Annotated in this window: 11 protein-coding genes; 6 read left to right on the forward strand and 5 right to left on the reverse strand. The window is 48.4% G+C overall.

Features of this window, described 5'->3' with window-relative positions; all coding sequences use genetic code 11:
* Nucleotides 1-9: 9 nt before the first annotated feature.
* Together L5462_RS08850 and tfrB are read right to left on the reverse strand one after the other, a co-directional pair.
* Nucleotides 10-732 (reverse strand): TrmJ/YjtD family RNA methyltransferase, encoded by a 723-nt coding sequence (locus L5462_RS08850; protein ID WP_237780414.1) that lies wholly within the window; start codon nucleotides 730-732, stop codon nucleotides 10-12.
* A 13-nt stretch (nucleotides 733-745) separates the two neighbouring features.
* Nucleotides 746-2,215, reverse strand: a complete 1,470-nt coding sequence (tfrB, locus tag L5462_RS08855) for a fumarate reductase (CoM/CoB) subunit TfrB (RefSeq protein WP_237780415.1) — start codon at nucleotides 2,213-2,215, stop codon at nucleotides 746-748.
* Between the two features lie 226 nt (nucleotides 2,216-2,441).
* Here tfrB and iorA point away from each other — a divergent pair, with 226 nt between their 5' ends.
* Both iorA and L5462_RS08865 read left to right on the forward strand, forming a co-directional pair.
* Nucleotides 2,442-4,298, forward strand: coding sequence for an indolepyruvate ferredoxin oxidoreductase subunit alpha (gene iorA / locus L5462_RS08860; protein ID WP_237780416.1), 1,857 nt, complete (start codon nucleotides 2,442-2,444; stop codon nucleotides 4,296-4,298).
* Nucleotides 4,295-4,885 carry an indolepyruvate oxidoreductase subunit beta gene (locus tag L5462_RS08865; protein ID WP_237780417.1) on the forward strand — a complete coding sequence of 197 codons (591 nt, stop codon included), beginning with the start codon at nucleotides 4,295-4,297 and terminating at the stop codon, nucleotides 4,883-4,885. The genes iorA and L5462_RS08865 overlap by 4 nt, the downstream gene beginning before the upstream one ends.
* A 71-nt stretch (nucleotides 4,886-4,956) precedes the next feature.
* Here the strand turns inward: L5462_RS08865 and L5462_RS08870 are convergent, their stop codons facing one another.
* Together L5462_RS08870 and L5462_RS08875 are read right to left on the reverse strand one after the other, a co-directional pair.
* Nucleotides 4,957-5,388, reverse strand: coding sequence for an ACT domain-containing protein (locus L5462_RS08870; RefSeq protein WP_237780418.1), 432 nt, complete (start codon nucleotides 5,386-5,388; stop codon nucleotides 4,957-4,959).
* Between the two features lie 14 nt (nucleotides 5,389-5,402).
* Nucleotides 5,403-6,704 (reverse strand): phenylacetate--CoA ligase, encoded by a 1,302-nt coding sequence (locus tag L5462_RS08875; protein WP_237780419.1) that lies wholly within the window; start codon nucleotides 6,702-6,704, stop codon nucleotides 5,403-5,405.
* Between the two features lie 114 nt (nucleotides 6,705-6,818).
* Between L5462_RS08875 and L5462_RS08880 the strand changes: the two genes are divergently transcribed.
* Both L5462_RS08880 and L5462_RS08885 read left to right on the forward strand, forming a co-directional pair.
* Complete coding sequence (locus L5462_RS08880; RefSeq protein ID WP_237780420.1) at nucleotides 6,819-8,399, forward strand: sodium:solute symporter; 1,581 nt, start codon at nucleotides 6,819-6,821, stop codon at nucleotides 8,397-8,399.
* A 15-nt stretch (nucleotides 8,400-8,414) separates the two neighbouring features.
* Nucleotides 8,415-8,606 (forward strand): symporter small accessory protein, encoded by a 192-nt coding sequence (locus L5462_RS08885; RefSeq protein WP_013295254.1) that lies wholly within the window; start codon nucleotides 8,415-8,417, stop codon nucleotides 8,604-8,606.
* Between the two features lie 204 nt (nucleotides 8,607-8,810).
* On the opposite strand, the gene L5462_RS08890 is transcribed toward L5462_RS08885, so the two are convergent.
* A complete protein-coding gene (locus L5462_RS08890; protein WP_237780421.1) occupies nucleotides 8,811-10,706 on the reverse strand; it encodes a YhgE/Pip domain-containing protein in 1,896 nt (631 codons plus the stop codon).
* A 148-nt stretch (nucleotides 10,707-10,854) separates the two neighbouring features.
* Between L5462_RS08890 and L5462_RS08895 the strand changes: the two genes are divergently transcribed.
* Nucleotides 10,855-11,088 carry a PRC-barrel domain-containing protein gene (locus L5462_RS08895; protein WP_237780422.1) on the forward strand — a complete coding sequence of 78 codons (234 nt, stop codon included), beginning with the start codon at nucleotides 10,855-10,857 and terminating at the stop codon, nucleotides 11,086-11,088.
* Between the two features lie 133 nt (nucleotides 11,089-11,221).
* A complete protein-coding gene (pyrE, locus tag L5462_RS08900) occupies nucleotides 11,222-11,770 on the forward strand; it encodes an orotate phosphoribosyltransferase (RefSeq protein WP_237780423.1) in 549 nt (182 codons plus the stop codon).
* Nucleotides 11,771-11,962 lie beyond the last annotated feature (192 nt).

An 11,962-nucleotide genomic window follows, 5' to 3' on the forward strand; every position in this document is an offset into this window, starting at 1 on the left:
CCCTTAACTTTATTTCTTTATCCTGTTTTTCATTCTCCGGAGGACGCCCTTAAGTGTATGGGCCTCCCTTGCTGTTATGAAGGCCCTCCCGGTCACATTCCTGAACACCCTCGAGGCAACCCTCTCCTTGTGGGGGGGAAGGTCAATCAATGACAGTATTTCATCCATCTCATCCACGAGAAGCTTTTTTTCAACTCCTGAGGCCTCCTCAAGTCCTTCGCAGTTAAAATCTCTTTTTCTGAATATTTCATAGAATATTATTGCTGCTGCGTGGGTTATATTCATTATAGGGTATTCTTCATCTGTGGGGATACTCACCACCATGTCGCAGAGGTCAAGCTCTCTATTTGAGAGCCCGTCTCCCTCACGTCCAAAAAGGATGAAGGTCCTTGATGCAGGGTTAATGGCCGAGGCGAATTGTGATGGCCTTAAGGGTATCCTCTCAACGTTGTAGCTTCCCCCAGGCACACCTGTTGTTCCAACAAGAAAGTCGGGTTCAAGTTTTTCCACCATCTCATCAAGGGTGGGGTAGATGATGGCATCCTCAACAAGGTCCCTGGCATGCATAGCATGGTAGTAGGCCTCATCCTCAAGGCTGCAGGGGTTTATGAGGATGAGATTTCGAAGACCGAAGTTCTTCATGGCCCTCGCAAGAAAACCCACATTTCCAGGGGTTTCAGGTTCCACAAAGACGACGCCAATGTTTCTGGAGAGGAGCTCGTAAACTTCCATGTTCAGGTCCCCTTCAGTCATCAGAATAGGCCATGTCGAGGAGTTCAAGGATGTTCATGACCTTCACATCCCCAAGACCCTCCTTCTCAAGTGAATCCTTTATATGGAGCTGGCAGAAGGGGCATATGGTTATCACGGCGTCAACATTGAGTTTGCGTATCATCTCAGCCTTCTTCCTTCCGAGGCTCTCGGCTATCTCAGGTTTACCGGATTTAACACCACCACCTGATCCACAGCACTGCCCCTGTTTTTCCATTTCAACAAATTCGAGGCCTGGGATGCTTTCCAGTATCTTCCTTGGCTCCAGTTTAACGCCCTGACCCCTCAGAAGGTGGCAGGGGTCATGGTAGGTCACTCTCATGTTGACCGGCTTCATTTTAATGTCCCCGATCCGGTCCGCCAGGAATTCGCTGATGTCAAGGACGTTCAGTTTAACACCATAACGTGGATAGTCCTTCTTGAGGGTGGCTCCGCAGCCAGCACAGACCGTTATTATGGTATCATACCCTTCAAGGGCCCTCCTGTTTCTCTCAACAAGATCCTCAACAATATCGAGCTGGCCCGTCCTTATCATTGGTGATCCGCAGCACACCTGACCCTCAGGTACATCGACCTCAAAGCCGTGTTCTTTCAGCACCCTCAGAAGTGCCATTCCAACCTCAGGCATCCTGTAGTCAACCAGGCAGCCGGTGAAGAACCCTATCCTTGAACCTGGTTTACTCCCCACTGATTCAATGAAACCCTCTCCTATACGGTCAACGGACCTACCTGTCTCTGAAATTAGTTTTCTGATCTTTCTGTGGGCATCGAGGGGCCCTGCACCTTCTCTGCATGCCATGGCCCTCAGCTTTTCAATTGCATCCCCAGGTACATTGAGCTCCTTGGGGCATACCTCGGCACATTTACCGCAGGTGGTACAGCAGTAGAGCCCCTCCTCAACACCCCCAGCGGCTCTTCCGGCCTCATCACGGGGGTCGAAGGCAAATTTTGATATGTACCTCATGAAGTAGGGCCCTGCATACTCTGTGCTCTCCTTTATAACAGGGCATGAACTTATACAGGAGAAACACTCAATGCATCCCCTCAGCTTCTTGGTGTCCTGGTAGTCCTCAGGTTTGATCCTCTGGATGCCCCTGGCTTCTGACTGGAGGTAGAGCCCCATGGCCCTCACCTTATCCTCTATTTCGCTCCTGTCAACCATGAGGTCCTTTATAACCGGGAGGTCCACAGGTTCAATAATGGCCCCATTCTCCACCTCGGCCCTGCATGCCAGGACAACCTCCCCGTTCATCTTAACAGCACATGAACCGCACTGCCCTGCCCTGCATGAGCTTCTGAAGGCAATGTTGGCATCGTACATCCTGTTTATGAGTTTAAGGGCATCAAGGACCTTCATTTTATCCTTTGAAGGTATATCATAACTTTCAAGGCGTGGTTTCTCATCTACACCGGGTTCAAACCTTAAAACCTTAACATTTATCATTTTTATCTCCGCACCGAATCATGTGAAGAAATTATTTAGAATTAACTGAATCCTAATTGTTCATGGTCCATATTAAGGTTTGTGATTCCAACTGATAAATTTTTTATAAAATGTTGATAGATGTATTCTGAGTACGTTTGCTATGTGCACTGACGGGATGCATTGCCCTGCAGGCCATCCACAGCAGATTAAAAACTAGATCAATTTCAAACTCTGAGGTGATTTCATGGAACTGGACGATATCCTTGACGCCAGAGGGGGCGATAGATTATTCTTACTTGGTAACGAGGCAGCAGTAAGGGCTGCAATAGAGTCAGGGGTTGGTGTCGCAAGCACCTACCCTGGGACACCATCATCTGAGATAGGGAATGTCCTATCAAAGGTTGCAAAGAGGGCAGGGATCTACTTTGAATTTTCGATAAATGAGAAGGTGGCACTTGAAGTCGCCGCGGCAGCCGCTGCATCGGGGGTCCGCTCGTTCACATTCATGAAGCATGTGGGGTTGAATGTTGCATCGGACTCGTTCATGAGTGTAGCATACACCGGTGTGAGGGCTGGGATGGTTGTCCTATCGGCAGATGACCCCTCAATGTTCTCATCACAGAATGAACAGGATAACAGGCACTATGCACGACTTGCAGGGGTTCCACTCCTTGAACCCTCAAGTCCACAGGAGATCCTTGAATACATGAATCTTGCCTTTGAACTCTCTGAGGAGTACAGGATACCGGTGCTTCTAAGGACCACAACCCGGGTCTCACACATGAGGGGGGTTGTGGAGGCTGGCGAGAGAAGGGCTGAACCAGCGAAGGGATTTTTCAGGAAGAATCCAGAGCAGTTTGTACCTGTACCTGCAACCGCAAGGGTGATGCGCAGGGAACTTGTTGAGAAGATGAAGAGGCTTAAGAGGGTTGCAGACGCCTCAAAACTGAATATGATATTCAATGAGGGTGTTAAATCTGAGCTGGGAATAATTGCATCTGGAGGGGCTTTCAACTATGTATACGATGCACTCCAGACACTTGGACTTGATGTCCCAGTCCTCAAACTGGGATTCACCTACCCATTCCCTGCAGGTCTTGTTGCCGAGTTCCTCTCTGGACTTGAAGGGGTGCTTATTGTTGAGGAGGTGGATCCCGTAATGGAGAGGGAGGTACTTGCAGTCGCAGCCTCTGAGGGCCTTCATGTGAAAGTCCATGGAAAACTGGACGGCACACTCCCTGAGATATATGAGTACAGTGAGGACATAGTGAGAAGGGCCATTTCAGGACTTACAGGTATCAAAATCCAGGAAAAGAAATTCAGGGCGCCTGAGTTACCTGAGAGACCCCCGGCACTCTGTCCGGGGTGTCCACACAGGGCCATGTACTATTCGGTGAGGAGGGCCGCCTCTGAACTGGGTATTCAGGGTGAGGATCTGATATTCCCCACAGATATCGGATGCTACACCCTTGGGATAGAACCACCCTACTCTGCGGCAGATTACCTCCTCAGCATGGGGTCCAGTGTGGGTACCGCCTGCGGGTTTTCGGCTGCAACATCCCAGAGGATAGTTTCATTCATAGGGGATTCCACCTTTTTCCATGCAGGGATACCGCCACTCATAAATGCTGTTCACAACAGGCAGAGGTTTGTCCTGGTTATACTGGATAACAGAACAACTGCGATGACCGGCGGACAGCCACACCCGGGGCTCCCTGTTGATGGGATGGGGGAGGAGGCCCCTGCCATATCCATGGAGGATATGGCCAGGGCATGTGGTGTTGAATTTGTGGAGACCGTTAACCCCATGAACATAAGGAGATCCTCTGAAACCATCAGGAGGGCCCTTCAGCACGAATCTGTGGCCGTGGTTATATCCAGATACCCCTGCATGCTATCGGAGGGCGCTGTGCGCGGAAGACCGGTAAGGGTTGATGAGGAGAGCTGTGACCTCTGTCTTGAATGCCTCAATGAACTTGCCTGTCCGGCAATAGTTGAGGAGGATGGAAGGGTCTTCATAGATCCACTCTACTGCAGGGGCTGCACCATATGCCTCCAGATATGTCCAGCAGGAGCCATAAAACCGGAGGGAAAAAGATGAGCTACAACATTTATGTATGTGGTGTTGGCGGCCAGGGGATAATAAAGACATCAGTTATAATCGGTGAGGCCGCCATGAATGAGGGAATGAATGTAGTCATGAGCGAGATCCACGGGATGGCCCAGAGGGGTGGTGCTGTCTCAACAGAGATAAGGTTCGGTGATGTGAGGGGGTCCATCATACCTCAGGGTGAGGCTGACCTTGTAATAGCCTTCGAACCCCTTGAGGCCCTGAGGGCACTCCCCAAAATGTCTGAAGACGCCTGTGTAATTGTGAATACATCAAAAATACCACCATTTAACCTGATAAACAGCCCACACCCCTATCCTCCTCTGGAAGAGATAATTAAAACTCTCAAGGAGAATGCAGGTAATGTGAGGAGCTTCAATGGGGAGAAAATCGCTGTGGAGGCCGGTCACATACTATCACTCAACATGGTCATGCTGGGCGCCGCAGCGGCCACAAGAGGGTTTCCACTGGGTAAAGAGACACTTATAGAGTCCATGAGAAATAACCTGCCCCCGAAGCTTATGGAAGTGAACATGAGGGCATTCCATGAGGGTTTTGGAGCCGTTAGCTGTGAGTGAGTTTAAAGAATTTGAAGGATGTAGATATCCTCGGATGTGAGGAATTTGATGGTGGCCGATGTTTGAAGGGTTTAGAGGATGTAGATATCCTCGGATGAGAGCACAGGAATACCTGCATCCTCAAGTGCCCTTATGCCCTCATCAACATCCTCTGTCCTTATAACAACAACTGCCTTTTCCCCCTTCTTTTCAACGAAGGCATAAATGTATTCCACGTTTATGTCCTTCTCTGTGAGCACACCCAGTATACCGTCAAGTCCTCCGGGTTCATCGGGCACCTCAACGGCTATAACGTCGTTGACCCTTACCACGAAGTTCTTCTCCTCAAGGGCCTTTCTGGCAGCTTCAGGATCCGAAACTATCATTCTCAGTATTCCAAATTCGGATGTGTCTGCAATGGAAAGGGCCCTTATGTTCACACCCTCCTCTGAAAGGGTGTGAATGGCGTTTTTCAGCCTGCCCTTTCTGTTTTCAAGAAAGACTGATATCTGCTTCAGTTTCATTTAAGGCACCTCCATTAATCAAATTTCCTCTTATCTATGACCCTTATGGCTTTACCCTCACTTCTTGGAAGGCTTCCTGGCTCAACAAGTGTAACGTTAACACGCAGACCTATTTCACTGTGTATATGCTTCTCTATCATCCTTCTGGCCTCTTCCACATGTTTAACCTCATCGGAGAAGAGTTCAGGGGACGCTTCAACCTGGACCTCAAGCTCATCCAGAAACTCGGGCCTTGTGACGACTATCTGGTAGTGTGGTTCAAGACCCTTTATCTTGAGGAGGGCCCTTTCGATCTGTGATGGGAAGACAATGACACCCCTGATCTTGAGCATGTCGTCGCTTCTACCTGTTATCCTGTCCATCCTCACAAGGGTACGGCCGCAGCCGCATTTATCGTTTCTGAGGGCAGTTATATCCTTTGTCCTGAACCTGAGGATTGGCATACCCTCCCTTGTGAGTGTTGTGAGTACCAGCTCCCCCTTCCGGCCATAGGGGAGTTTCTCTTTTGTTTTCGGGTCTATTATCTCAGGGTAGAAGTGATCCTCAAAGATATGGAGGCCGTTCTTCTCGGTACACTCCTGGGCGACGCCTGGCCCTATTATCTCTGTCAGGCCATAGATATTGAGGGCGGTAAGGCCCAGCCTTTCCTCTATGGCATTTCTCATTTCTTCAGTCCACATCTCGGCACCGAATATGCCTGATTTGAGGTTCAGACTTTCAATGTCAACACCCTCCTTTTCAAGGACCTCTGCAAGGTAGAGGGCATAGGAGGGTGTGCATGTTATTACTGTGGTCCCGAAGTCCTGCATTATCTCGATCTGCCTCTTGGTGTTACCCGCTGAGATAGGGATGACGGTCGCCCCAATCTTCTGGGCCCCGTAGTGAACACCAAGCCCACCTGTGAAAAGCCCGTAGCCATAGCAGTTCTGTATCCTGTCCTTCTTTGTTGCCATCCCCATGGTGAGGGATCTTGCCATGACCTCCGACCATATTTCAAGGTCCCTCCTGGTGTAACCGGAAACAACGGGCTTACCGGTGGTCCCTGAGGATGTGTGGACCTCCACTATATCCTCATCTGGCACTGCAAACATCCCGAAGGGGTATGCGTCCCTGAGGTCATTCTTTGTGGTGAATGGCAGCTTCTCTATATCATCCAGTGTTTCTATGTCCTCTGGAAACACCTCCAACTCGGTTAAACGTTTGTTGTAGTAGGGCACATTTTCATAGGCTCTTTTCACTGTTTCCTGCAGTCTCCTGAGCTGTAATTCCTGCTTTTCTTCCTGACTCATGCATTCTGCTTCAGGGTTCCATATCATTTTGATCTCCTTTGAATGTGATTCTTCTCAGTCTTCTTTCTGTAAAGACTTATATGTTAATTATCATTATCGTTAATTATAAATTGTAACTGATAAACGTAAGGAGGATGTTGAATGGATTTTCTGGTACTGGGTATCGTTGTTCTCGTCTACTTCCTTCTTGTGGGCTATGTTGGTTATGTGGCCTGGAGGAGGACGGAGACATCTGAGGATTACATGGTGGCCGGTAGGAAGACCCATCCTTACATTATGGCCATGAGTTACGGCGCCACGTTTATAAGTACGGCGGCGATTGTGGGTTTTGGTGGTATGGCTGGTGTGTTTGGGATGGGTATACTCTGGCTGGTGTTTCTCAACATACTTGTGGGTATTTTCATTGCCTTTGTGTTCTTTGGTAAGCGTACGAGGAAGATGGGTCATAACATGTCTGCCCTCACTTTCCCGGAGTTCCTGGGGAGGAGGTTCGATAGCAGGTTCCTTCAGTCATTTGGTGGGGCCATAATATTCCTGGGAATGCCACTTTATGCATCCGTGGTCCTTATAGGGGCCGCAAGGTTTATTGAAACTACCCTTGGGCTTAACTTCAACATAGCACTCATATTGATGGCTGTTATTGTTGCTGTTTATGTTGTCCTGGGCGGTATACGTGGTGTGATGTATACTGATGCCCTTCAGGGGACCATAATGTTTCTGGGTATGATTTTCCTTGTTGTGTCAACCTATTACATTCTTGGTGGTGTGGTGGATGCTCATCAGGCCCTTACCAGTATGTCTCATCTGGTCCCTGCAAAGGCCAGTGCTCTGGGTGCAACTGGCTGGACCAGCATGCCTGTTTATGGCAGCCCCTACTGGTGGACCCTCCTGTCAACCATAATACTCGGTGTGGGTGTGGGTGTCCTTGCCCAGCCACAGCTAATAGTGAGGTTCATGACGGTGAGGTCCAACAGGGAGCTCAACAGGGGTGTTCTGATAGGCGCGCTCTTCATATTCGTGATGACCTGGAGCGCATACGTGGTTGGGGCCCTTTCAAATGTTTACTTCTTCAAAAAGGCCGGTGTAATTGCCCTTCAGGCTGCTGGTGGGAATGCGGATAAGATAATACCTGTCTTTATCAATTCTGCCATGCCTGAGTGGTTCTCCTACATCTTCATGCTGACCCTGCTCTCTGCTGCAATGTCCACACTGAGTTCTCAGTTTCATGTGCAGGGTACCGCCATTGGAAGGGATGTGTATGAGACTCTGAGGAATAAAAAGGGTGATAGTTCGGTCCTTATAGCTAGGGGTGGTATTATTATTGCGGTTCTGATTGCGGTTGTTCTGGGTTATCTGCTGCCTGGGAGTATAATTGCGCAGGGGACGGCTCTTTTCTTTGGTATTTGTGCTGCTTCTTTCCTTTCTGTTTATGCGGCGGCGATTTTCTGGAGGAGGGCTACCCGTGAGGGTGCGATTGCAGGTATGGTTTCGGGTGCCATTGTGAGCCTCTTATGGCTTCTTTTTGAGTATAAGAAGACTGCGGAGGCCCTGGGGGTTGCTAAGGCCATATTTGGGGGTCCTGTTTTAGCTTCGATGCCCTGGCCTGTTGTTGACCCGATACTGATTGGGGTGCCTGTTTCGGCGATCTTCATGGTTGTTGTGAGTCTTCTTACGAAGCCACCGTCCCGTGAGCATGTTGAGAGGTGTTTCGAGGGAGTCTGATGTGGAGGTTCTGTGATGGTGCTGGGTATACCTGATCCGTGGGTCTGGAGTGCTTACCTCCTCTGTATCCTTGTGACGGTTTTCTGTGTCCTTTATGGTATTGTGAACTGGAACCGTGGCGGTGAGGATGAGGAGGAGCAGATAATGGAGGAACTCCAGTGGGAAGAGGAAGAGAAGAAGATGGAAGAGGATGAACTGGGCCTCTAGGCCCCTCTTTTATTTATTCGGCGATTTATTTGAAATCATTCTCATGGTATGTACAGTAAATTCTCTTAAAGACTGCTTTTAATCTGTTAAGAATTCTGAAATCATTCTCAGGATATGAACAGTAGATTTCTTAGAACAACTTTAATTCTGTTAATAAGTCAGCTATAAGGTCTATCTGGCAAAAAATAAAATTAAAATGGTTAATCAGAAAAGACCGCTTTCTTCTAGTTTGCTCTCCATCCAGTGGGCCCTTTTATCCATTTTCTCCTTTACAAGTACCGTAATAAGAAAGGTCACCACAGGGAAGAGGGCAAGAAGTGCTATGTTCTTCCAGTAGATACTCCAGATCACACCACCGACCACCTCCCTCAGAGCACCCACAGCGTAGGTGAGTGGAAGGTACGGGTGGATAGCCTGGAAAAATGGCGGCAGGAGTTCAACAGGGAATATACCCCCTGTACCTGTGATCTGAAGCACAAGGATTATTATTGAAAGGGCCTTTCCCGCGTTCCCCAGGGCGGATGTCAGGGAATAGATTATGAGCATGGAGCAGATGCTCACGTAGATGGCTGTCAGAAGAAACAGCAACCTTCCTGTTATCTGCACCTGGAGGAGCAGGGCTCCGGCTGCAACAACAAGGGCCTGACAGATGGCTATTATGATGAAGAGCCCCATCCTTCCAAAGTAAACCTGTATGCTGCTGTATTCACCGTACTTGACCCTCATGCTTATCATTGCAACTGCGATAATACCACCTATCCACAGGGATATGGGTATGTAAAAGGGTGCAAGTGCTGATCCGTAATTTTTCACTGGGTAGATGTGCTCCTTCTCCATCTTCACCGGGCTTCTGAAGTATTCCCTGACCGCGGAGGGGTCAATGTCAGCCAGTTTCACAAGGCTGTTGAGGTCGTCCTCGCTGATCATTCCAAGTTTTCTATGGGCATCCTGGATTGCTGACCGCATAACTGGCCACTTTGAGTTTGCAATGCCCAGTTTTGATGACGCATCCCTCATGGCCGCATCTATCTGTGCCCTGTTATCCATGAGCCTGTTCAGTGCACTGTCCATCTTGTCGAGGGATTCTCTGAGCTTCACAAGGCGTTCTGTGGTTCCCTTTGTTTTGAGGTCTGTCTCTATACCCTCCAGTATGCCCAGAACTGAGGTGGCCTTCTGGATATTGGCGTCTATCTGGTCCATCGCTGTTTTTAACTTCGGATCCCCGGTGGCGGAATATAAACTTGCCAGAACAGCCCTCAGGTATTTCATTGAGGTTATGGCCTCTGAAAGATGGGACTCCATGGACTGGACTGTTGACAGGGCCTTCGCCGGATCGTTTCCAATGTAACTCTCGAGTAGACTGTATTTCTCCTTCACAAAGTTTGCGTTTTCCTGAATTTCTGGCAGATCACTCTTCAGTCCTGACCAGAAGTTCTGACCCTTTTCAAGGTCTGAATTTGCCGTGCTGAGGGTTTCATCGATTTTACCAAGGTTTCCATTGAGTTCACTGATGAATTTCTTTGCCCTGAGGATATCATCCCTGTTTGCCCTTGCAAGTTCACCGGCACTGCTTATCTTACCGAATATTATTCCGTCAATGGTCTTAACGACTTCACTGTTTATCTTTGCCTGAAGTGCATCTGCCCCTGCGTTTGTTATTCGTGGAGCCACAGGGTTCAGCTTGTCATTCACTATGTACTCAATGCTGGCCTGCCTCGGGGTGCCATTCTTGATGGACAGGAGGTCTGAGCTGAAGTTTCCTGGTATTATAAGTACGGCGTAGTAGTCCCCTTCCCTGAGTCCATTCATGGCCTCTGAACGATCAACGAACTGCCAGTTGAAGTTCCGGTTATTCCTGAGTTCATCCACGAATTCTGCACCCACGTTGAGCTTTTCACCCTCAAAATTCACTCCACTGTCCTCATTGACCACCGCAACCTTGATGTTGGATGTCTTGGAGTAGGGGTCGAGGGTTGCCTGTATGTTGAAAACTGCGTACAGTGCAGGGATACAGATAATCACTGCAATGACGAATAGCACCACGGGACTGTTTTTAACGGTCTTGATGTCATTCCAGAATATTTCCAGGGCTTTTTTCATTGGTTTTATGCCTCCAGAGAATAAAGTATATTCATGTAAGAAAAAGAAGATAGTGAACTTCATTATATAAAAAGGTTTTGGTTCAGCGCATTTAAAATTTTAAATACCCATGAGAACAATAATAATACAGTGACTGAATGGTGGTACCATGAGGATAGTTGAAGAAATAATCAGTAAAGAGGTTCTTGACAGTTCAGCAACAGTGATAGGCAAGGTAAAGGACGTTGAGGTTGACATAGAATCCCAGACAATAGAGGCACTTGTCCTTGGAAAGGGTGGAATATCAGAGGGTCTTGGGCTATCAAAGGGCGAGACAATAGTTCCCTACGAGATGGTTAAAAAGATAGGTGACAAGATACTCCTCAGGGGCGGCGAGGAATAACAGGGTGAAGGTCCTTGCAGCTTAAGGGGATCTGCAGCCTCTGTGGCAGGGCAGACTTTCTCCACACCTGCAGGCTGTGTGGATCAATGGTATGTGCAGGTTGTTACAGTGCGGAACTGGGGGTCTGTAAATTATGCAGGTCAAAGATCAGAAGAAACTCAGAGAGACACTCATAGAACTTCTTTCAGAGAGAAATGTCATTCAGAGGGGTAAATTTGTCCTCTCATCAGGAAGGGAAAGTGATTATTACGTTGATATCAAGCGCGCTATAACCGACCCTGAGGTCCTTGATGTGATAGCGAGGCTCATAAAGGGTGAGGTTGAGGGCGCAGACAGGATTGCGGGCCCTGCTCTGGGCGCAGTCCCCATTGCTACCGCAGTGTCCCTTTACTCCAGAAAACCCCTCCTCATGATAAGGAAGGAAAAAAAGGGTTATGGAACCTCCAAACTCATTGAGGGTGAACTGAACACCGGCGAAAGGGTCGCTGTTGTGGAGGACGTCACAACAACTGGAGGATCACTCCTCAGGGCCGTGAGGGCAATTCAGGAAAATGGGGGGGTGGTTGAGAGGACATTTGTTGTGGTTGACCGTGAGGAGGGGGCGGTTGATGAATTCAAAAAGAGGGGTATTGAACTCATACCGCTGATATCGATCTCTGATTTCAACAGGGAAGATCTGTGATAATTAACCCTATTTTTTGATTTTTCTGATTTCTACAGAGTATCAGCATATTTGAGAAAATCTGCTTTCACAGTTAATACAATGATTGTGTTATGAAAGCCGTGGGCATCCGATTCGTTCTAAGCAATCAATGAATACAGTTAATACAATGATTGTGTTATGAAAGCCGTGGGCATCCGATTCGTTCTAAGC

Origin of the sequence: Methanothermobacter sp. K4, from assembly GCF_022014235.1 — an archaeon.
In the GTDB taxonomy this organism is placed as follows: domain Archaea; phylum Methanobacteriota; class Methanobacteria; order Methanobacteriales; family Methanothermobacteraceae; genus Methanothermobacter.